A 23,162-nucleotide genomic window follows, 5' to 3' on the forward strand; every position below is an offset into this window, starting at 1 on the left:
TCACCTCATCCCAATAACCAATAATAATACCAAACATGCGGGAACATCCATTTCAAAAGTCCAATATCGTAAATCTGAAAGAAAATCATAAAAAACACAGCATAGGAGAGAAGTGGGTATATCAAGATTACCATGCGATAAATCTTAATATCGCGGATAAAGTATTGTAATAATAATGGAAATCCAATTCCCACTATATACACCCATCCTAAAATGGACAACATCTCACTAAAACTAAACAATAATTGTCCTTTCCATAGATAGCTAATCATTAAATAAAGAAAAAAAACAAGAAGAGTTATTCCGGTTGTAAAAACAAAATGCCCTAAATAGTAAGGGAGGATTGTCCCTTTGTTGGAGCGGATTCTTTCTAAAATCCCTTTCCGTTTTTCATGTATGAGGGGCTCATGTAAATATAACAATGTACTCCAAGATAGATAGAGGAAGAAGCCAGCCCATAAAAGAGAGGACATTTGTACAGAAGGTTTCTCTTCTTGTTGTATTTCCTTTGTCACAATCATCTCATGCTCTATTTGGAATAAGGGCTCCGGTTCCCAAAATTCATCTGAATAGTCCCAAGCCTTCTGCCATGAAACATCTGTGTGACTGGATACTTGCTGTGCAGCCTTACTATTTATCGCATATCGAGTAACTAAGGAAGCAATTTTTTCTTTGACAATAAAATCTAATTGAGACTCGCCAGTTCTATACCAAGTAATCGCTTTTTTTATTTCACCGCTTTGAAGAATCTCTTCAAATTCCTCATCGAAAACAAATACAGCTTCAACTTCTCCTTTTTGTAATAAGGTTAATGACTGTTTTTCATCAAGGTGTCGTATGTCTATTCGATCTGCCTCAGATAGCTTTAGTTCTATAAAATCTGATGAACCAGTCTGCTCCAAACCAACTACTGCAATGGGAATACCCACCGTATCCATTGATTTTTGAATAAGGGGCTGAATAGCCAAGACAACTATCATTGGAATTAGAATTAAGAATAATATCATCCAAGGTTTATCTATAAGCTGCTTAAGACGGAGAAATAGTGTAGTAAGCATAATGTTTCTCCTTTCTTATGGCAAAGAGAACCAGTAGAATGAGATAAACGATCCCCATGATCACCAATTGAATCATTTCTCCTGTCCATTTTGTTGAAACTCCCTCTACCCAGATCGAATAAACATTTGGAAATGGATAAACCCACTGGGTCCACGTCGGTGACTCCGGCAAATAAATCGACGGAATCCATATTCCCTCCAAGTAAAAAATCACAGACATAATGAATCCTTTTCCAGCAAAACCAAGACCAGGTGAGTGAAATATATGATAAAAGAAAAGAATAAAAGCAGAAAACACAAAGGATGTAATAAGAATTAGACCTGTTACTTTTAATAAAGGCATGTGCATGGTAAACGGAGTAAGTATAGTAATCCCATAATTTACAAACGATACAAATACTCCAAAGATCCATAATCTGCCGAATTCATGGAGTATAAGATGTGGTCTTGTTTTATTAAGCATTCTAAGTCTTTCTAAAAAAAATTTATTTTTAGTCGGACTTTCCCATAAAAAGAGATATAAAAGCATGCTCATCATAAGAGTTGTAAAAAGGTAAGCAACAATGATGTGAGTACTCCAGCCATTTGATGCCCCGTGAGGAACTTCTATATTTTGAAACCACTGATTTCGTCCTAACGCAAACATACTGTAAGATACAATCGTTTGATTTAATAGTTCATTCCTTTCCTTAGAGTCCGAAATTCCTTTAAGGTATAGGTCATAAACGGTATTCACTCCGCTTTGTGCAGCAGATATGTAGGAAGCACCACTATTTAAAAAACTATCTAATAAAGACCCTTGATACATTTGTTGATTACTTGTAACCAGATAAAGAGGATCATTCTCACCGATTCTTAGACTTTCTGTAAACCCTTTCGGTATAAGAATATATCCTGTTATATTCCCTTCTTCCAGGCTTTTTTTAGCTTCCTGAAAAGTCATATTCTTCAATTCAACTACTTCTTGTAGTTTGGTTTCACTTTGCAATTGAGAAAGAAGGGCTTTTGTTTCAAATGTTCCATCCTCATCAATTATGGCTGCTGTTATCTTTTCATCCGAACTGGGATTTAACATTCCATAACCAAGTAAAATAAAAAGTCCCATGAGAAGAATAGGAAACACTATACAAAATAAAAAAGGAAGGGGTCGTTGAACGATCGCCTTCCATTCTTGAGAAAACAACATTCTAACCCTTCCTTTCTTTCATCAAAATTTAAAATCCGCCAAACATTTCTAACCCTTGCGTCAACTGGTTCATATTGGACTCCATTTCATGTATCAGTTGATTTCTTTCTTCTTCACTCAGCTCTAAGAGATTAACCGCTTGAGCCTCCAGAGAAGGGAATTCTAAGTCATTTGTGAATTCAACATCCTCTTTGTAGCGAAGAATTACATCTAAAATAATATTTCCTGTAGTTGGATCATTCATATCAATCGTTATACCCAATTCTGAGTTAGATGTAGTTAGGACTTCATCTTTTTCTAGAGATGTGTTTAGAAAGCCTGAAATCACTGGAATTTCAGCCGGCATATCTGACCCCTCAAAAGTGAGGTCAAAGGCTGTTTCTGATCCTTTATTATAATAATCAGTAGCCAATGTTGCACCTGCAGAGAAGTTCGTAAAATCATCACTAAAGGAAAGTGCCATATCATAGTCAACATGTAAGCCTTTATCAGTTGGCTCACCTACAGCTTGATAGTTAATGGCTGCATACCCTTCCCCTAATTGGGGTTCAACATTTAAATCAAAAGTACTTGTATACTTGTCACCATCTTTTAGGTAACTAGTATCCAGCTGGATTGTTACTGTTTCACCCTCTGCTGCAATATCTACTGAAACAGTACGGTGTGCTACATACCCTTTATCTAGATAAGCCTTTAACACCATACCATTTGGAATTTCAATATTGTCGATTTCCTCAATAACTAGATCGAGTTCAGCCCCTGATCCAACCAACTGGGATTGGAAAAGGTCCGATATACGCTCATCATTCTTCATTTTTTCCACTAAAGCACTTATTACATTGCGAGCCTCTTCTCCCGTTAAAGTGACTGTAACTTCATCGTAAGAATGACCCTTATATTCTACTCCCTTTTCCATTATAAATTGCTCATCAGTAAGCTGATCAGCAATGGTCTTGGAGTACTCCAAAGTTAATTCTTTCGCTTCATCCACTGTCATGCCAGTTGATAGGTATTTCGTAAAATTTGGGATTTCATTGATTTCAGGATTCACTTCTCCAGTTTCTTCTAGAAACTCTCCTAAACGGGAATTTTCCAGTGTAAGATATTGATCGTACATGAATGGTGCATAGACTCCTGATATTGTTTCATCTTGATATACTTTAGCACCAAGTAAGCTTGTCCCTTGCATATTTACATCAAATTCACCAAATACTTTGCTCTGTTCAGGGTTTACCTGTAGACTGGTAGTTATGCTTGAGTTAGCTACGATTCCTTGAATCATAGACATCATGGGTAACATTTGAGTCATCTGTTCGCCGCCTAAACTAAACTCTGTGGTTAATTCTCCATTCGATTGAAAGGCCTTACTCTGCATGTTTTCTTGATGCTCATAAGCATCCTTTAAGTAAGGCTCCATACGTTCCAATTGTTCTTCAAATGTTTTTTCTTCTGCACTTAAATAAGCCAATTTCGGATTAAAATCTTTCAATAACCCATAAGCTGCTATACCAAAGCCACCAATCACTATAATAGTGATCAAGGCAACAAGCCATAGTTTGATCCCCTTTTTCCTTTGTGATTCCATTTTTCCCTCTCCTCCTCCTGTGATTCTTATTCTCTACGAATCTATTAAAACATAGTTCAACATTGCATTGAAAACCAACCTTTTACTATTATACTATTCTGGATATATGCTTCATACCCAAATTTTCAATCTGTTTTTTTTTAGAAAGCTTAGATAATTAAGGAAAGCGCAAGCTCCCTTCGAAACAAGAAAAGCACTTGTTTCTGCGAAGTAGCTCTAAGCAGCTTCCCTTCCTGCGATGACTTGGGCAAAAACTGAGATAGACTTTGGTTAGAATAGGGTTTTTCGCTAAAGTTACAAATTTTCTGATCTTTTAACAAAGAAGAACACCCTCCGGAAGGATGTTCGCTTTTTGACAGATAGGAAAATATATAACTTTCCTATCTGTATAAATATAACTAAAGTATTCGCCACAAGACCTTGGCTAATACCTTGTTTTTCTAATCGTTCTTCTTTTGGTTTTTTTCTTGGCCATTAGATTCTTGTTTATTTTTGTTACCTTTTGACTCCTGTTTCTCAGACTGATTATTTCCTGAATTACCTCGCTTGTCCTTTTTTTCAAGACCAGGGGGAAGTTGTCTTTCCCTTTGCTCAACTTCCTCCTCATTCTTATTTTTTAATTGTTTTTTCTCTTGTCCTGGAGGATTACCTTTTTTTTCATTCCCCTTGTTTGCTGAATCTTTTTTTTCTTTATTATCCTTGTTTTCCTTTTGAAAAAACTCTTTTATTTTTTTCTTTTCCTCCATCTCAAGCTTCTTTTCTTCTTTCTTTTTTTCTTGTTCAGCGTTTTTCTTTGCTATTTTTTCTTGAATTTCTGCCTTCTTATCCTCTTGGTTAATTACAGGAGGTGCAGATTTTTCATCCTTTAATAACTCTGCAAAAAGTTCATTCATGGAGCGATCCTCTTTATGTGCCTTTTCTAAAGTATCCTTAGGCACCTCGAAGGTTATTACGGAATCAACTAATTCTTCTGTTTGGATAGACTGGTTAAGAATTTGAATAATATCATGTTTCGTTTGTAGGTTCTTTGTATAACTTACACCAATCAAAACGCCCTTGTCTGTTGCATATCCACTATCTTTACTCTCTTGAATAAGACGAAGAGTAACCTTTTGAATCGGTTCCTTTTTCCAATTGGAAAAATCCTCAAGGAGCTCTCTAGCATCTTGATTCAGTGGTTCAATATCTACTACTTTCATATCATTGTTTACTTTAAGTTCCACACTAGGATTAATGTCGATATTAACGTATGCATATACTTTATTTGAATCGTACCAACCAAAAAGCGGGAGTAACATCACAAGGAGGGCAGTCAGCACAGCAACCATTCTTCTCTTCGACTGTGCCGCCCAAAAAGAGCCGATCCAAGTTTTATCTTCCATTGGCTCGAAATAAACATCAGCACCAACCTGGTAACCTGGCTCAACCTTTCCCTTATAGAAGGAACCATCTGCACACATGAAGATGGAATAGTTTCTTTTGTTCTCCATTAAAATTCCTTTTTTCATCATCCCACCCCCCTTAAATAATCCTTTAAATACAAATAATCCTCACATAAGATGATAAAAATGGCGATAATATATTTTCGGTTTCTTTCAAGTGTTTTTTTGCTTACATCTACCTTCGCCTCTAAATCTTTTATAGGAAGTTTTTTCTTATCAAACACATAATTTCGAAGACTTTCTTCTTGATACAAAAGCTTGGCTACTTTAATTGCAGACTCTCTTGCATCCTTATGCTTTGGTGATATTTTCGTCAGTTCCTCAAAAGACAATTGGTACCTCTTGAGTTTTATTTGATAATCCTTAATTTCTTCCTGACGATGCATGGCCTCCATCTGTAATCTATATTGTTCATTTGCGGCCTTTACTTCCTCAGGATTTTCTGAGTAATCCTCATTATCATAAAAGTGGTCGATAGAAGCAACTGCTACCTTCTTTTTCTCACTTCTTATGTAATCGATGACCTTACGTTTAATGACCAACTTAGCGAATGAAAGGAAAGAACTTCCTTTTTCACTGGAATAAGCATCAATTGCTTCATGAAAAGCAATCAGACCAATACTAAATTCATCATCGTGATTTGGGTCGATGAAACGTTTACATACCTCAGAAACTGTTTTGGCAATAAAGGGGCGATATTTTTCCAGGAGATGATTGGTAATATCACTCTGCCCATTCTGCGCTGCGATGACTTGTTCTTCGAGTGAATTATCTATACGTTTTTGAAATAAACGGCTGATCAAACCTCTTCACCTCCGTCACTATAAGTTTCGTTATAAAGAGAAATTTTATGGGGGTAAGAAAAACTTGGCTTGTCGTTAAAGGGATTCTTGAAACGAATTTTACTTTCTTAGAAGCCCTTATACTCTGGAGTGCAAGTCCTTATAGCCGAAAGTATTAGTTTTTTCTTATACTATCAACCGACTAAAGGTAAAAGTGCAGGACTTTTAGGTCATACTCTTGGTGCAAACAATCAGTGGGGGACTGCCGCTGATTGAAGTTTCCCTTTATCAAGATAATACGTAATAGGGACAAATAGCCCTACTTTTCCAAAAGGTTCCTTCTTTAACGTAGCAAATATAACTCCAATTACCTCCCCATCTTCATTTAATACCGGACTGCCACTATTCCCTCGATAGACAGGGGCCTCGATCATCATGACCTCTCGCTCCCAACTTTTTAGCTGTGTCATCTCCAATAAATTTCCTTCATTTGCAATACCAGAAAATTGGAGTGGATTACCTATAAAACGAATAGGATCTCCTTTATTATACTCAGGACTTCCACTTAAAGTTAAAAACGGTAAGTCCTCCCCTTCAATGGTTAACACAGCCAAATCAATATCGGGATAAGACTCTGAAACCTTCGCTTTGTACATTCCATCCTCTGGAAACGTGACGGTTATTTGATGGCTATCTTCTATTACATGGTGATTGGTAAGAATCGTACCCTCTGAATCTATGGAAAACCCTGTACCTTTACTGCCCCCAGCCTTTACTAGAACGACGGATTCCTTGTACTTTTGCATATCTTCATCATCCAAAAGGTCAGCTGATGTCATTAAAAATTCTATCGCTGGGATAGAGAATGTCTTCGGAATAATTGATATGATTTGAAAAGCCATCACAAAGGCAATGAGCCAAAAAATCCATCGAGGAAAACCTGCAGGAGGATTTAGGTTTTCTTTCTCTGCTCTTTTTCTTGCTAAAGCCTTTTCTCGTTCTTCTTTAAGAACCTCCAGCATCTCTTCAGGCTCAAGCTCTTCATACAGATCTGACTCATCTATTGTCTCTGGAGTTTTTGTTTTGCTTTCTTTCTTAAAGTTGATATCATCTTTTTGATCATCCAAAAGCTTTCCCCTCCTGAACTATCTATTATATTAGAAAAACTTGGCTTATCGCTAAAGGGATTCTTGAAAGCATGTTTTGCTTTCTTAAAAGCCCTTATAATCTGCAGTGCAAGTCCTAATGGCGAAAGCATAATTTTTTTTATGTACTATTGATAGTTGTAAAACGAGTCAATAGAATCGATCTATTCACCTGGTTTGCTTCCTCGATCTGTGAAACGAGTCAATAGGACCGCTCTATTCACCTGGTTTGCTTCCTCGACCTATAAAACGAGTCAATAGAATCGGTCTATTCACCTGGTTTGCTTCCTCGACCTATAAAACGAGTCAATAGGACCGGTCTATTCACCTGGTTTGCTTCCTCCACCTGTAAAACGAGTCAATAGGACCGGTCTATTCACCTGGTTTGCTTCCTCGACCTATAAAACGAGTCAATAGGACCGGTCTATTCACCTGGTTTGCTTCCTCCACCTGTAAAACGAGTCAATAGGACCGGTCTATTCACCTGGTTTGCTTCCTCGACCTATAAAACGAGTCAATAGGACCGGTCTATTCACCTGGTTTGCTTCCTCCACCTGTAAAACGAGTCAATAGGACCGGTCTATTCACCTGGTTTGCTTCCTCGACCTATAAAACGAGTCAATAGGACCGGTCTATTCACCTGGTTTGCTTCCTCCACCTGTAAAACGAGTCAATAGGACCGGTCTATTCACCTGGTTTGCTTCCTCGACCTATAAAACGAGTCAATAGGACCGGTCTATTCACCTGGTTTGCTTCCTCCACCTGTAAAACGAGTCAATAGGACCGGTCTATTCACCTGGTTTGCTTCCTCGACCTATAAAACGAGTCAATAGGACCGGTCTATTCACCTGGTTTGCTTCCTCCACCTGTAAAACGAGTCAATAGGACCGGTCTATTCACCCGGTTTGCTTCCTAGATCCGAAAAACGAGTCAATAGAATCGATCTATTCACCTGGTTTGCTTCCTCCACATGTAAAACGAGTCAATAGAATCGATCTATTCACCTGGTTTGCTTCCTCGACCTGTAAAACGAGTCAATAGAATCGGTCTATTCACCTGGTTTGCTTCCTCGACATGTGAAACGAGTCAATAGAATCGGTCTATTCACCTGGTTTGCTTCCTCCACCTGTAAAACGAGTCAATAGAATCGGTCTATTCACTGGGTTTGCTTCCTCGATCTGTAAAACGAGTCAATAGAATCGGTCTATTCACCTGGTTCGCTTCCTCCACCTGTAAAACGAGTCAATAGAATCGGTCTATTCACCTGGTTTGCTTCCTCGATCTGTGAAACGAGTCAATAGGACCGCTCTATTCACCTGGTTTGCTTCCTCGATCCGAAAAACGAGTCAATAGGACCGGTCTATTCACCTGGTTTGCTTCCTCGACCTGTAAAGCGAGTCAATTATTTTCTTATCTTGAGAAAAAAAGCCTGATGCACGGATATGTACATCAGGCATCCTTCTACTATTGTGACCTACTTTTAAGAAATTTTCAATTTTCCTTTTTGCATTTCATACATTTGATAGTACACTCCACTTTGTTCGAGAAGCTGTTGGTGGTTTCCCGTTTCAATGATTTTCCCATGATCAAGAACAAGAATTTGATCGGCTTGCTGAATCGTCGACAAGCGATGAGCAATGACTAAAGTGGTTCGTCCTTGTTTTAGCACTTGAAGGGCATTTTGTATTAGAACCTCTGTTTCTGTATCAATATTTGCTGTCGCTTCATCTAAAATTAAGATAGCTGGATCAAATGCAAGGGCTCTTGCAAAAGAAATTAACTGACGTTCACCACTTGATAAAGTGCTACCCTTCTCTTTTAATGGTTCGTCATATTTCTTCGAAAGCTTCTCAATAAAGCGGTCTGCTCCGACTGCTTTTAATGCCGCAATCGCATGGTCGCGGCTAATTCGTTCATCATTCATTGTTACATTTGATAGAATGGTTCCCGAAAAAATGAATGGATCCTGTAACACAATCCCCATATGAGATCGCACTTGTTGCTTAGACCATTGTTTTGTATCATTTCCATCAATCTTTATAGTCCCTTTTTGAGGATCATAGAATCGAAACAATAGATTCATAATGGAGCTTTTTCCTGAACCTGTATGGCCAACGAAAGCAACAGTCTCTCCTGATTGAATGGTGAAGTTTAAGTTTTTCAATACATCTTCTTTTCCATCATAGCTAAAGGATACATGATTAAATTCTATATGTCCCCTATATTTTGGAATTGCATCATGGTCTGTTTCTTCACCTTGTTGATCCATAAGCTCAAAAACCCTTGATGCACCTACTCGAGCCTGTTCAAGCTGTGGTAACTGGTTTACCACTTGATTCATTGGCTCAAACAAGCGGTTTAAATAATCAACAAACGCATATAAGACCCCTGCTGTTACAACAGAACCAATGTTCATTGATTGAGAACCAAAATACCAGATAAATCCAACAAAGGTAATATTCCGAATAACATTTACAAGATTATGAGACGTTAAGGCATCCAGCTTCAAAATTTTACTTTGGAAAGTAAAATGACGCTGATTAAGCACCTCGAACTCTTCCTCAGTCTGTTTCTTTTGCCGAAATGCCTGAATGATAGGCATACCTTGAATAGATTCGTTAATATTTCCGTTAATCTCACTTATTGTGGATCGAACGACATGATTATGCTTTAATACAAGCCGTTTGTAGACATTTATCCAGACAAGTAGGATAGGAACGAGAATTAAACAAAAAGCTGCTAAACGGGCATCTAAAAGAAAAAGAGCAGAATAGATCCCAATCATATAAACAGCACTTGTAACAAAGGTCGCTAAAACCTTAACATAAAGCTCTTTAATAGCTTCTGTATCATTCGTAACGCGTGCAACAATTTTCCCTGCTGGTCGATCATTAAAATAAGGAATTGGCAGCCTTTGAATATGAGTAAAAATATCTCCACGCATTTTTTGAATGATTCGATTCGAAGATACTTGAAGTAAATAAGTTTTTCCGAATTGGAAAAACGCTGCTATGAGTAAAAGTAAGACATAGAGACCTAATAATAGGAAAATAGGTTGAACTTCGGACTTAAAGAAGGTTCCTATCTCCTGAATAGTAAGGGGATCTCCTTCGTAAAATTGGGATCCATCTATTGTTTCAATTTTGATTTGATCCCCTTCCATACTCTTCGCTCCATTTACGGGTACTTCATCCTCTACCATATAATATTTTCGTCCAACTTGAACGATGGAAACAATATCAGTGGCTGTAGATGTATCTTCTAAACGGTCTCTTCTTATATAATGACTTCCATGATATTGAACGGATTTATCTAAAGTTTCTTCAACTTCATACCAGGTACCTTCAACCCCTAAAATATGATCATCAATTATTTTCTTCGCGATAAAAGGACCGGTCAATTCAAGAGCTACGGCTAATACTAAGCACAATAACCCTAAAAGAATGGACTTTTTAAAAGAAAGGGCATAATCAAATAAACGTCGTTCGGTGGATTTTTTATTCATTTAGACCACCTCCTGATCTTCTAGTTGCTGGAGTTGATACTGTGCAGCGTACCAACCACCATGGGCAATTAATTGCTCATGGGTACCATGCTCCACAATTTCACCTTCTTCTAAAACGATAATCTGGTCTGCATGTTCAACTGCGGATAGACGATGAGCAGCAATAAATGTTGTTTTTCCTTTTCGCTCTTTGCGAAGATTTGCAATAATATTCGCTTCCGTCTTTCCATCAACAGCAGACATAGCATCATCTAAAATTAAAATTTCAGGATCCATGATTAAGGCTCTAGCTAATGCTAAACGTTGTTTCTGTCCACCAGATAAAGTCACTCCACTTTCGCCAACCTGTGTATCTAACCCTTCCGGTAACAACTCCACATCCTGCCTTAAATAAGATAGACCCAGAACTTGGTTGACTTCTTCACGACTTGCATCAGATTTACCAAATCGAATATTTTCTAAAACAGATTTTGAAAATAAAATCTGATCCTGTGGTACATATCCAATCCAAGAACGAGTTTGATCTAAGGATAGTTTTTCAATAGGAACTCCATTAATCAAAAGCTCTCCATGATTTTTTCTAGGATATTCTCGAAGCATTTGACGGAAAAGGGTTGTTTTCCCTGCTCCTGTTTTCCCAACCACACCAATGGTTTCACCACGTTTTACTGTTAGAGTCACATTAGAAACACTTTTCATCTGACTTTCAGGATAAACAAAGTCTAAATCCTTAAATTCTAGAATTTCCGGGAGGTTGATGTAAACTGGATGTTCTGGAGATCTTACATCTGCCGGATAAGATAGGGTTTCATTTACACGATCAAGAGAAGCGTTTCCACGCTGCATTACGTTTATTAATTCCCCTACAGCAAACATTGGCCAAATCAACATTCCTAAATAGACATTGAAGGAAACAAGACCTCCGAGAGTTAATTCATTCTGAAAAACGAGCTGTGCCCCATATCCCAAACCAATGGTATAGGATAGTCCAACTAAAACCTTCATGGTTGGTTCAAACATGGCATCAATTTTCGCAACAGCAACGTTTTTGGTATACACATCTTCCGTATGCTCACGGAATCTTTTTTCATCTTCTTTTTCCTGAACGAAAGCACGTAAAACACGGACACCTCGTACAGACTCAAGGACATAATCATTTAAATCCCCAAAAGAAGTTTGAGCACGCATAAAGCGTTCATGGATCGTCTTTCCGTATTTGTGCATGACTATCGCCATAAATGGCAGTGGAATTAAAGCTACCAACGTAAGTTTCCAGCTAATCGTGAACACCATGACTCCAATAATCAACATCATAAATACGGTGGAATCTACTAGTGTCAGGATTCCAAACCCGGCAGTTGCGGATATTGCTTTTAAGTCATTCGTAGCACGAGCCATTAAATCCCCGGTTCGATACTTACCGAAGAAGGTCGGATTCATTTGTAGTAAATGGCCCATAAGTTTGGTGCGCATCATTCTTTCTACTAGATAAGCTCCACCAAAAAGCAAATAGACCCATACAAATGAGATGATATAGGAGAAGACAATGATTCCTCCGTAGATTAGCAATAAATTGGCTAATTCACTCGGTCCTGCTTGCTCGTAGGTAATTGCGTCAATCGCCAGTCCAATTAATTTCGGTGGCAACACATCAGCGATACTAGCAAGAATCAAGCATGAAACCGCAATGATATACCTTTTCTTATGTTCTAAAAAGAACCATTTTAACTTTCCTAATACACTAAACATACAATTACCTTCTCTCTGTTTTTAACTAACCATCATCCATCCAATCATCTTTCTTTACACTTGGTTTTGAAACAACTGCATGACTCACATTCATTTCCTCCTTAAAAAATTTTTATATAGTTAAGCTAAATGCTTGAACTCGGAATATAGGTGCAGACATGACTCTGCTTCATCGCAAATTTACATGTCACGTTTTATTTGAGTCGAAGTTGACTTGTCTTTGACGCATTTTTAAGATGCAATCTCCTTTTTATGTCGAACTTGACGGTACTTCCACACAATTTTGGTTATTGTTAATCATTTTGAGTTTAAGTCGGATCTACTTCGACGCCGATTTAATGTTCTTTGTTCATTTTGTGTTGAACCTGGCTAAACTTCGTCGTATATCTAGTCCTTACGATTTATTTTCTATCGAACAAACCATAACTTCTACACATTTTTAATGGTGAATTGAGATTTCCTGTCGAACTCTCTCCAAAAACAAAAAACAGCACACGTCTCCTGACGCACGCTGTTTAAGAATTCAGAAATCTTAATAAAGCAATATAAAAAGCAGGCCACGAGCATACGTAACCTGCTTTAAGAAAATGAAATAATTAAAACAAATAATTATCTGATGTTCATCTTATGCGAGGTTACGGAAATATTCAGTTGATTTTGATATACATATACTTTTTTCATTTCCTTTAACCTCCTTCTGCATATATTTTCCTCAATCAGTATATCCTCATCTTCTCATGAAGTCAATCTACACTTTTATTTTTAAAGAACCGAGATATATCATTTTGCTAATTTTATCTACGGACACTCCCGTCCCCTTTACGATTTGTTGTACAGTTGCCAAAGGTGTTTTCCGTAAATAAGAAAGAACTTTTTCTTGATCCTGCAAGCACTTCCCACATGACATAAAAGGAGTATTCGAGATCGGTGCACCACAAATTTTACATATACGACTGAGATTGCTCATAGGTTCTCCCCCATTTAAAAAAATTCTTTATATAGAAAAATTCGAGCTCTCCATTTTTATTATGGGGGGTCTTTCCTATTTAATATTTTATGGCTCTATAGAATGATATGTAAGATGACTAGAAATAAGAATGTTCCTGCACTATAAAGATGAAGTTTTCTTCATCTTCCGGTGGCCTTTCTTCTCCTATGCCAACCCGTACCAAGCAAAAATAATCCCATCCCCAATGTGAAGACCCCACTGTAATGGGTGCTAGAAAGCGAAGGCGTATTCTGCCACATTAACCAACCATGTATTACGGCTAATAATATCCCCGCCAGACCTATCCACGGATGAAGGGGCATCATTTTTCTTGAGTACTGTACCAACCTTTTCTTTAATGATTTATTTTTCCCTTTTTTAATGGTGTAAAAGAGAGGGTACATGTTCCAGTTCACGATTAATAACAAAATAGCTAAAAATGCAATGGATTTTGAAATAACATGTTCTGGGTTTGAAAAGATAATGAATAGTAACCCTACTATAATAGCACCATGAAGCAACAACCAGTTTCTCACTCTCGAATACCTCCTCTATTTGTTAGATTTAGAACGTTGTCCTGCAGATTCGCGCATCGATTTCCAGTCATCGCGCATCTAATTTTTATATTCGCGCATCACCTTTAAGTTAACACTACGAGTCAAATCAAAAAAGAGGCACCTGATTCTAGGCGCCCAAAAAAGATTGGTTTTTATGATTTAACTCAGAATTTAAAATATCACGCTTTCACCATATTAGTTGAACTTTCACTTGCCACATTTGAAGCCTTTGACATGTTAATCAATAGACATACCAAGCTGAAAAGGGCAAGAAAGATAAATCCATAGAAGAAGCTTCCCGTCGTATCCTTTAACATACCTAGTACGATTGGTGGGAAAAAGCCTCCGAGACCACCTGCAGCTCCTACAATACCAGTAACTGCACCTGTATTGGATGGAGAAACCATAGGAACCATTTTAAATACGACTCCATTTCCAAGACCAACAACTAGAGCAATACTTAAGCAGGATACTGTGAAAATATATATATTTTCATTGAAAAACCCTAGTACTACAGCAAACACTGTGACTACACTAAAAATACCAAATAATAGCTTCTTAGGATCGATCTTGTCTGCTAGCATTCCTCCAACTGGACGAACAAACGTAGCTAAAATAACAAACCCAGCAGCACGCTGGCCAGCAGATACACTAGATACTTCAAACAAATCCTGTAGTAAAGTTGGTAAATAGATACCGAAAGCAACGAAAGATCCAAACGTTAAAAAGTAAAAGATTGATAGAATCCATGTTTGACGATATTTTAAGGCCTCCATCGATTGCCTAAATGTTTTTGGAGGGCCCGTTCTTTCTCTTTCCTTCGTTCCAAACCAAAAGATCACAGTCATGATAATAACAGCTACAGCTAGAATTCGAAATGCAGCGTCAATACTATATACAGAAACGATAACAGGTACGGCAAACCCAGCTACAGCTGTACCGATGTTTCCAACACCTGTAATTCCTAATACAAAACCTTGCTTTTCCTTTGGATACCATCCTGAAACAAAAGTGATGGCAATGGCAAAGGTTGTTCCCGCCATACCAATGAAGAAGGCATATACTAATAATGCAGCATACGATTCAGCAAAGCTTGCTCCAATAAGTGGAATCACTAAGAACAAGAGGGTTATGGCATATACCTTACGCCCACTATACTTATCGGACAGGATTCCTAAAGGAATACGCATGATCGAACCCAAAATAACTGGAACAGCAACTAGAACACTTTTCTGAGTTCCACTTAATCCATACAATACCTGAATGTCATTTGCCATAGGAGATAAAATAGACCAAACCGAAAAACCGATTACCATTGCTATTGTTGACATGACAAGTGCCGATGTTCTACCTTTGTTTACGTTCATAAAAGAACCTCCCTAACCAAATTATTAGCATCCTCTAATTCCTTAACTCGCTTTTCTGTTTTCTCTCTTTTTATAAACTACATAGCTTCTAGATAGATAACGGAGTGGCAGGCTAAACACATGAACCAATCTTGTGAAAGGCCAAACTACAATTAATCCATATACTGCACCAATGTGGAATTTAAACCATACTGGAACCTCTGCCATAAGTTCAGGCTGCACATTTAGATAGAACAATCCACGAAGCCACGGTCCAATCGTCGTTCGATAATCAAAGCCATGAGAATCTATGTTTGAGAATGTTGCTGACATTCCAGATAACATAACAATTCCTAGAAAAACTAAAGCTAACACATCCCCCTTGGAAGTAGTTACTTTAATTCTCTTCACTCTCCATCTTCTGAAAGATAGTATGAAGAGTCCTAGAATAGCTACGATTCCAGCTGGAACACCGCCTATAATAGCTATCCAATGATACATTTCCTCTGATACTCCAAGGGTACTATAAACAGTTTCTGGTACAGCCAATCCCATGACATGACCAATAAACACGAAGATGATTCCCCAATGAAATAGCAAAGACCCAAATCTCAAATGTTTTTTTTCTAGAAATTCACTAGATTTTGAAGTCCATCCAAATTGATCTTTTTGGTAGCGATAAATATGACCACCAATGAAGAGTGTTAGTGTCACATAGGGAAGAATTCCCCATAAGATCCAGTCCATTTTTTTACCTCCTTATGCGGTTTGATAGATGCCCGCTTCTTCCATTGTGATTAATAAGGCATCGAGCAAGAAGGTGTAAAAGCTTTGGGCTTTCACTAATGTTTCCCTAATTTCACGAATTGCTTTTTCATAAGTAGTTAGCAATTCAATTCCTTCTTCCCATGTATGAGCACTAAATTCAAGCATGAGAGGAAGATAGTCAGGAAGCTCCTTATCAATCACCTCAAAACCTGCTTTTGAATAAAAATTCTTCAACTTTAGTAATTCTAATCCTCGTTCTCGTTGCTCCCCTAATTTTAGATAGGTTACATAAAGATTCGTTGTTCTACCAAAATCAAAAAGCTGAATATAGTGGTCGATCCATTCTTCGGCTGGAATCTCTTGGACTACATCAATAAATCTCAAGAGGTGATCTTGGACTTGATTTTGACCCAAGTCCAAGATCTCTTCTTTTAATTCTGGAAGTACAGATCTCACTTCCTCCTTAGGGTAACGTAAGAGAAACGAAGTCAATTGGTAAACCGTTTGTATCTGTTCTTCATTCATTTTTCACGCCTCCTTAGGATAAAGTTCCGCAGCTTCCTGGGCCGCCTGCAAAGTCAAGACCACATGACCCTTGTTCTGCATATAAGTCTTCAACCTCTTCACGATGAGATTTTGGAATAACGAAACGATCATTATATTTTGCAATAGCTAGTAAACGGTACATGTCTTCCATAGAATCCTTCGTTAAGCCAAGGTCAGTAATCCATTTTTCATCAAAGTCTTTTCCGGTTTGTTGGGCACGCATAAAACTTCTCATAACAGCCATCTTCTTGAGAGTTGTACGGATATGTTCCTCATCACCTGCTGTTAAAAGTTCAGCAAGGTATTGAATAGGAATTCTCATGTTATCGATAGCTGGAAAAATATCATCAGGTTGTGCCTGACTTCCTTTTCCTTCAATGGAGTTCATAATTGGGCTCAATGGTGGGATATACCATACCATTGGCATTGTGCGATATTCTGGATGTAATGGAAGAGCAATCTTCCAATCAATAATCATTTTATATAATGGTGAAGCTTGTGCCGCTTCAATCCAATCCATTGGAATACCCTGTGCAAGAGCTTCCTTCACTACTTCTGGATCATTTGGATCTAAGAAAAGTTCTAATTGCTTATGGTAAAGTTCCTTTTCATCCTCTACTGAAGCTGCTTCTTGAACCTTATCAGCGTCATAAAGCATAACGCCAATGTAACGGATACGTCCTACACAAGTTTCAGAACAAACAGTAGGCTGACCATTTTCAATTCTTGGGTAACATAGCGTACATTTTTCTGCTTTGTTTGTTTTCCAATTAAAATATACTTTTTTGTAAGGACAAGAAGTCACACAGTGTCTCCAAGCACGACATGCATTTTGGTCAACAAGAACGATTCCATCTTCATCACGCTTGTACATTGCACCTGACGGACAAGAGGAGACGCAAGATGGGTTGATGCAGTGTTCGCAAATTCTCGGAAGATACATCATAAATACATCTTCAAATTCTGTTTTGATAGATTCCTGCATTTTGCGGACGTTTGGATCCATTAAACCGGTAATATGTCCACCTGCAAGGTCATCCTCCCAGTTTGGCCCCCATTCAAGATCCATAAATTCATTTGTAATCGCTGATTTTGCTCTTGCAATTGGCTGATGCTTTTTTTCACCACTAGTGGTTAAATTTTCATAGTCATAGTTCCATGGCTCATAGTAATCATCAATAGTAGGTTGATATGGGTTGTAAAAAAGGTTTAATAAGCGATTCGTTTTGGAACCTGATTTCAGCTGGAGCTCACCATTCTTTAGCTCCCAGCCTCCTTTATATTTCTCTTGATCTTCCCATTGCTTTGGATAACCAATTCCTGGCTTTGTTTCCACGTTGTTAAAGTACATATATTCTGCTCCTGGGCGATTCGTCCAGGTATTTTTACACGTTACACTACAAGTATGACACCCGATACATTTATCGAGGTTCATAACCATGCCAACTTGTGCTTTAATCCTCAAGCCAATCTACCTCCTTCAGCTTTCTGATAACGACATTTAGATCTCTCTGGTTACCCGTTGGTCCATAATAATTAAATCCATAGCTTAATTGTCCATATCCACCAATCATGTGTGTTGGTTTGACGTGAATTCGTGTTGGACTGTTATGAGTCCCTCCGCGATTTTTCGTTAAGTTCGTTCCTGGTACATGGATATGACGATCCTGTGCATGATGCATGAACGCCATTCCCCTAGGAATTCTGTGAGAAACAACCGCTCTTGCCACAACAACTCCATTACGATTGAAGCATTCAAGCCAGTCGTTATCCTCTAAGTCCGCTTCAGCTGCATCATCCTTATTCAACCAGATGGTTGGGCCTCCTCGGAAAAGAGTAAGCATTGGTTGAGCATCGAAGTACATACTGTGAATAGACCATTTGTTATGTGGTGTTAAATAATTTAAAGTGATTTCTTTACCTTCCACTTTCGGACGGTCTGAACGGAAAGGCGTGTGATTTAAAATAGGTTTAAAGGTTGCTAGATTCTCTCCAAACTCTGTCATCATTTCATGATCTAAGAAGTAGGATTGACGACCAGTAATCGTTCTCCAGGGAATCATTTTCTCTACATTCGTTGTAAATGGAGAGTAACGACGTCCACCTTTTTCAGAACCGCTAAAGGCTGGCGAAGTAATAACTGTCTTTGGCTTGGCAGAAATATCATCGAAAGTGAAGCATTCTTCTTCTCTCTCCTTCGCAAGATCCACAAGCTCTAGACTTGTTTTCTTTTCTAGAGACTCCCAAGCTTTAACTGCTACTTTCCCATTGGTTGTCGAAGATAGCATCAAAATGGCTTCTGAAACATTTCTTGCTGAAGAAATATCTGGGTATCCCTTGGCAATTGTATCTTTCTTAATAACACCAAGTGTACGTTTTACTTTTTCATATTCTTCCTTCATATCCCAGTTCATGCCTTTAATTCCATATGGTTGATTCGCGATATTTGGACCAAGAGCTGTCATCTTGTCATAGATTAACTTATAATCACGTTCCACTACGTGGATTTGTGGCATTGTCTTACCTGGAATTGGTTCACATTCACCTTTAGACCAATCCTTAATTTTCCCTAATGGCTGTGCCAATTCCTGTGGCGTATCATGTTGTAATGGTGTAGCCACCACTTCTTTTGTTGTTTCCATATCTAACTCAGTTGCTAAGTCGGAAACTGCTTTAGCAAGGGATTTGAAAATATCCCAGTCTGATCTTGATTCCCATGGAGTAGCAATCGCTGCGTTGAATGGATGAATAAATGGATGCATATCAGTACTTGATAAATCTTCCTTCTCATACCAAGTGGCTGCTGGTAATACAACATCTGAGTAAAGAGCTGTTCCTGCCATACGGAAGTCTAAGTTAATAAGTAAATCAAGCTTTCCTTCAGGAGCTTCTTCCTTCCAGTTGATTTCCTGTGGACGAAGACTGTCTTTGTCATCGTTTAACAATCCATTTTGAGCACCTAGTAAATGCTTTAAGAAATATTCATGTCCTTTACCGGAGCTAGAAATTAGGTTTGCTCTCCATACAAATAAATTTCTAGGAAAGTTTTCTGGTGCATCTGGATCTTCAATGGAAAATTTCAATTCTTTATTTTTAAGTTTTTGTGCTACATATTTTCCAATTTCTTCAGGTGTTTTGTTCCCTTTTTCTTCCGCTTCTTTATATAAGTCTATTCCATTTTGATTAAACGTTGGATATGATGGTAACCAACCTAAACGGGCTGCCATGACATTGTAGTCAGCATAGTGACTGTAGCGAGCTTTTTCTACTGTTGGAGAAACCAATTCATCAACAGGAGTTTCTTCATATCGATACTGATCTGTTGCAAAATAGAAGAAGGAAGTACCGTTTTGAAGCTTCGGTGGTCCTGCCCAGTCTTTTGCTGTTGCGATATTAGTCCAGCCCTCCGCTGGTCTCAATTTTTCCTGACCAACATAGTGAGCCCAACCTCCACCGTTGACTCCTTGTGCACCAACCATTAACACTAGGTTTAGTACGGCACGATAGATCGTATCAGAGTTATACCAGTGGTTAATTCCAGCACCAACGATGATCATGGAGCGACCTTTTGTATCAATGGCATTTTGTGCAAATTCCATTGCAATCTTTATAATTTGATCAGCCGGCACTCCTGTAATCTTCTCCTGCCAAGCTGGAGTGTAGGGAGTATTGTCTTCATAGCTCTTTGCACATTCTCCACCGATACCACGATCGATTCCGTAGTTGGCAAGCATTAAATCATAAACAGTCGTTACATATTGAGTTTCCCCGTCAATTTCTACTGCTTTCGCTGGAACTGCTCGGTTTAATATTTTTCGTCCATCACCATCAAAATATGGCATTTCCACTGTTACCACTTGGTCTTTCTGATCTAGGAAGCTAATTTCAGGATCAATAGCTGCTCCTGTTTCTTCATCGTTAAGCTTTAAATTCCATTTTCCCTTATCATCCCAGCGAGATCCCATCGTACCTTGTGGAATCGCAAAATCATTCGTTTTCTTATTAAACATCGCTGGCTTCCATTCATTCTTCTCTACTTCTTTACCCAAGTCATAAGCATGAAGATAACGATCCGCTTGATAGGAATCTCCAGCTTTTTTTAGTTTTACGACGAATGGGAAGTCGGTATATGTTTTAGCATACTGATCAAAGTAAGGTATTTCTTGCTTATTGTAATATTCATTTAAGATGACGTGACCCATGGCCATAGCCACTGCACCATCAGTACCTTGTTTGACTGACATCCAGTCATCAGAGAATTTCGTTGACTCAGCATAGTCAGGGCTTACGGAAATAACTTTTGTTCCTTTATAACGAGCTTCTGCTAAAAAGTGAGCATCAGGAGTTCTCGTCAAAGGTACGTTTGATCCCCAAGTCATGATGTATCCTGCATTAAACCAGTCAGAACTTTCAGGTACATCTGTCTGATCGCCCCAAATTTGTGGAGATGCTGGTGGCAAGTCTGCATACCAGTCATAAAAGCTAAGCATTGGCCCACCAAGAAGTGACATAAAACGGCTTCCTGCCGCATGGCTTACCATGGACATCGCAGGGATTGGTGAGAAACCAATATTTCGATCCGGACCATATTTAACTACAGTGTAGAGCACAGATGATGCCACAAGCTTTAACACTTCATCCCACTCTGCTCTCACAAGACCACCTTTTCCACGAGCTTGCTTATAGCGTTTTGCTTTTTCCGGATTTTCAACGATACTCTTCCAAGCATCTAATGGAGATTCGTGATTTTCTAAAGCTTCTCTCCACATTTGAATTAAAGCTTTTCTTACGTATGGGTACTTCACACGAAGTGGACTATATATATACCACGAAAAGCTAGCACCCCTTGGGCAACCTCTTGGTTCGAAATCTGGCATATCAGGTCCTGTGGTTGGATAATCCGTTGCTTGACCTTCCCAGGTTACAAGGCCATCTTTTACATAGATGTTCCAGCTGCATGACCCTGTACAGTTGACACCATGTGTACTACGAATAACCTTATCGTGCTGCCAGCGTCTTCTGTAGACATTTTCCCAGTCTCTGTTCCCTTCCTGTAATTGACTATGTCCATCACTATATTTTTCTTTAGGCTTCATATACGTTAGTCGATTCCATAATGGAGATGTTTTCTTTTTCATCCTTGCAACTCCTCTTTTTCAAAAAGTGAAACTTCCCTCAGTGGGCGTCTCCCACTGATTGTTAGCACCTAAGGGTATAGCCTAAGGGCCCTTGAACCAATCGGACAATTACGGGCAGTTATACTCTTCTCGTTTTACTTAAGGCTAGAGATGGAGTATTATCACCCATTCATGTGAGATAAAGATGTCTTTGTCTTCTCCATATTACTCACCTTCTCATAATGAAAACCGTGAAAAAAGTCACACTTTTGTTCCGCTTCACTGTATTGTCATTTTTGTTACCAGTTTTGTGATAGATATCACGTCGATTTTGTGGTAAAGTTGTTTATTTAAATCAGATATTCTATGATAGATATTAGAGTAAACTAGAATCGCCCTGTTTATCGTAAGAAAGCGGACCGCAGAACGATGGATAATCATCACATCATGTTGGGACTGCAGTTACTCGTCCCACCGAAATGATTGACAATGTCGACGTGACCTACATCCTCGAAAAAGTAAGATTTTTTCTCCGCGCGAAGTAGTTCATTGTAGTTTTCCTGTCCTGTAGGCCCTAAGGGAGCACGATTGACATCGTGAATCGATGTTGACTTATCGAAGGAAATAAGGGAACTGACTCTAGTCGATGGGTGATGGGTCTAGACAAAACAAAGGGTTTGGAGGGGCAATATGGATATCAAACAAATGCTAGGTTTTAATGAAAAATTTGTTCAAAATGGGGAGCACAAACCTTATGAATCCGATAAATTCCCTAACAAGAAAATAGTCATCTTAACATGTATAGACGCTCGTTTAATGGACTTACTCCCAAGAGCGTTGAACTTGAAAAATGGGGATGCTAAAATCATTCGGACAGCAGGCGGTACGATAACGGAACCCTATGGAAGCATCATGAAAAGCTTACTTGTATCGATTTACGCATTAGAAGCTGATCACGTTCTTGTCATTGGACATAAAGATTGTGGGATGCAGAATCTTGAGGGAAAAGCTTTAGTACAAAAAATGATTGATGCCGGGGTAGGTAAAGGTCAGGTTAAAGAAGATGTAGCAGGTTGGCTTACTGGTTTCAGCGATGTTGGTCAAGCTGTTTTAGAAAGTGTTGATTTGATTAAAAATCATCCATTAATTACGAAGGAAATTAATGTCGATGGATTCGTAATCGATCCTACTACTGGTAAACTTGAATGGTTGACCGAGAGACAAAAAAACTACTAGATTTTTCTCGAAAAATAAGAAAAGCGCAAGCGCCCTCCGAAACAAGAAAAACACTTGTTTCTGCGAAGAAGGTCTAGGTAGCTTTCCTTCCTGCGATTACTCGGGGCAAAAACTTCGAAGATTACTCAAGGAAGCTTTTTCGCTGGAGCTAG

Annotated in this window: 15 protein-coding genes; 1 reads left to right on the top strand and 14 read right to left on the bottom strand. The window is 38.5% G+C overall.

The features are described from left to right. Positions 1-5 precede the first annotated feature (5 nt). From RZN25_08690 to RZN25_08755, 14 genes are all read right to left on the bottom strand, one after another. Positions 6-1,058, bottom strand: coding sequence for an ABC transporter permease (locus RZN25_08690; protein ID MEQ6376894.1), 1,053 nt, complete (start codon positions 1,056-1,058; stop codon positions 6-8). Continuing rightward, entirely contained in the window at positions 1,030-2,244 is a 1,215-nt protein-coding gene (locus RZN25_08695) for an ABC transporter permease (protein MEQ6376895.1), read from the bottom strand. Before RZN25_08695 ends, RZN25_08690 begins: the two co-directional genes overlap by 29 nt. A gap of 28 nt (positions 2,245-2,272) precedes the next feature. Continuing rightward, positions 2,273-3,829, bottom strand: coding sequence for a DUF6583 family protein (locus tag RZN25_08700; protein ID MEQ6376896.1), 1,557 nt, complete (start codon positions 3,827-3,829; stop codon positions 2,273-2,275). A 440-nt stretch (positions 3,830-4,269) separates the two neighbouring features. Continuing rightward, entirely contained in the window at positions 4,270-5,337 is a 1,068-nt protein-coding gene (locus RZN25_08705) for a hypothetical protein (GenBank protein ID MEQ6376897.1), read from the bottom strand. Continuing rightward, positions 5,337-6,074 (bottom strand): RNA polymerase sigma factor SigI, encoded by a 738-nt coding sequence (gene sigI, locus RZN25_08710; GenBank protein ID MEQ6376898.1) that lies wholly within the window; start codon positions 6,072-6,074, stop codon positions 5,337-5,339. The genes RZN25_08705 and sigI overlap by 1 nt, the downstream gene beginning before the upstream one ends. A gap of 230 nt (positions 6,075-6,304) precedes the next feature. Next, on the bottom strand, positions 6,305-7,180 hold the full coding sequence (locus tag RZN25_08715) for a serine protease (protein MEQ6376899.1): 876 nt from the start codon (positions 7,178-7,180) through the stop codon (positions 6,305-6,307). A 1,498-nt stretch (positions 7,181-8,678) separates the two neighbouring features. After that, the gene (locus RZN25_08720) at positions 8,679-10,703 is read right to left on the bottom strand and encodes an ABC transporter ATP-binding protein (protein MEQ6376900.1); all 2,025 of its coding nucleotides are present in this window, start codon (positions 10,701-10,703) and stop codon (positions 8,679-8,681) included. Beyond that, positions 10,704-12,452, bottom strand: a complete 1,749-nt coding sequence (locus tag RZN25_08725; GenBank protein MEQ6376901.1) for an ABC transporter ATP-binding protein — start codon at positions 12,450-12,452, stop codon at positions 10,704-10,706. 1,128 nt (positions 12,453-13,580) lie between these two features. Continuing rightward, positions 13,581-13,976 carry a hypothetical protein gene (locus RZN25_08730; GenBank protein MEQ6376902.1) on the bottom strand — a complete coding sequence of 132 codons (396 nt, stop codon included), beginning with the start codon at positions 13,974-13,976 and terminating at the stop codon, positions 13,581-13,583. Between the two features lie 200 nt (positions 13,977-14,176). Then, complete coding sequence (locus RZN25_08735; protein MEQ6376903.1) at positions 14,177-15,364, bottom strand: MFS transporter; 1,188 nt, start codon at positions 15,362-15,364, stop codon at positions 14,177-14,179. Between the two features lie 42 nt (positions 15,365-15,406). Beyond that, complete coding sequence (gene narI, locus RZN25_08740; GenBank protein ID MEQ6376904.1) at positions 15,407-16,090, bottom strand: respiratory nitrate reductase subunit gamma; 684 nt, start codon at positions 16,088-16,090, stop codon at positions 15,407-15,409. A 12-nt stretch (positions 16,091-16,102) separates the two neighbouring features. After that, positions 16,103-16,636, bottom strand: coding sequence for a nitrate reductase molybdenum cofactor assembly chaperone (gene narJ / locus RZN25_08745; GenBank protein ID MEQ6376905.1), 534 nt, complete (start codon positions 16,634-16,636; stop codon positions 16,103-16,105). A 13-nt stretch (positions 16,637-16,649) separates the two neighbouring features. Further along, the gene (narH, locus tag RZN25_08750; GenBank protein MEQ6376906.1) at positions 16,650-18,122 is read right to left on the bottom strand and encodes a nitrate reductase subunit beta; all 1,473 of its coding nucleotides are present in this window, start codon (positions 18,120-18,122) and stop codon (positions 16,650-16,652) included. After that, positions 18,112-21,795, bottom strand: coding sequence for a nitrate reductase subunit alpha (locus tag RZN25_08755; GenBank protein MEQ6376907.1), 3,684 nt, complete (start codon positions 21,793-21,795; stop codon positions 18,112-18,114). The genes narH and RZN25_08755 overlap by 11 nt, the downstream gene beginning before the upstream one ends. A gap of 669 nt (positions 21,796-22,464) precedes the next feature. On the opposite strand from RZN25_08755, the gene RZN25_08760 reads away from it, so the two are divergent. Beyond that, positions 22,465-23,010 (top strand): carbonic anhydrase, encoded by a 546-nt coding sequence (locus RZN25_08760; protein MEQ6376908.1) that lies wholly within the window; start codon positions 22,465-22,467, stop codon positions 23,008-23,010. Positions 23,011-23,162: the final 152 nt, after the last annotated feature.

The sequence above is a fragment of the Bacillaceae bacterium S4-13-56 genome, assembly GCA_040191315.1.
In the GTDB taxonomy this organism is placed as follows: Bacteria; Bacillota; Bacilli; order Bacillales; family JAWJLM01; genus JAWJLM01.

What these genes read in the sequence shown, in the direction of transcription:
- RZN25_08760 (MEQ6376908.1), top strand. Translation starts at nt 22,465, where the DNA reads ATGGATATCAAACAAATGCTAGGTTTTAATGAAAAATTTGTTCAAAAT.
- RZN25_08735 (MEQ6376903.1), bottom strand. Translation starts at nt 15,364, where the DNA reads ATGAACGTAAACAAAGGTAGAACATCGGCACTTGTCATGTCAACAATA.
- RZN25_08695 (MEQ6376895.1), bottom strand. Translation starts at nt 2,244, where the DNA reads ATGTTGTTTTCTCAAGAATGGAAGGCGATCGTTCAACGACCCCTTCCT.
- RZN25_08755 (MEQ6376907.1), bottom strand. Translation starts at nt 21,795, where the DNA reads ATGAAAAAGAAAACATCTCCATTATGGAATCGACTAACGTATATGAAG.
- RZN25_08720 (MEQ6376900.1), bottom strand. Translation starts at nt 10,703, where the DNA reads ATGAATAAAAAATCCACCGAACGACGTTTATTTGATTATGCCCTTTCT.
- RZN25_08725 (MEQ6376901.1), bottom strand. Translation starts at nt 12,452, where the DNA reads ATGTTTAGTGTATTAGGAAAGTTAAAATGGTTCTTTTTAGAACATAAG.
- RZN25_08700 (MEQ6376896.1), bottom strand. Translation starts at nt 3,829, where the DNA reads ATGGAATCACAAAGGAAAAAGGGGATCAAACTATGGCTTGTTGCCTTG.
- narI (MEQ6376904.1), bottom strand. Translation starts at nt 16,090, where the DNA reads ATGGACTGGATCTTATGGGGAATTCTTCCCTATGTGACACTAACACTC.
- narJ (MEQ6376905.1), bottom strand. Translation starts at nt 16,636, where the DNA reads ATGAATGAAGAACAGATACAAACGGTTTACCAATTGACTTCGTTTCTC.
- RZN25_08690 (MEQ6376894.1), bottom strand. Translation starts at nt 1,058, where the DNA reads ATGCTTACTACACTATTTCTCCGTCTTAAGCAGCTTATAGATAAACCT.
- RZN25_08705 (MEQ6376897.1), bottom strand. Translation starts at nt 5,337, where the DNA reads ATGAAAAAAGGAATTTTAATGGAGAACAAAAGAAACTATTCCATCTTC.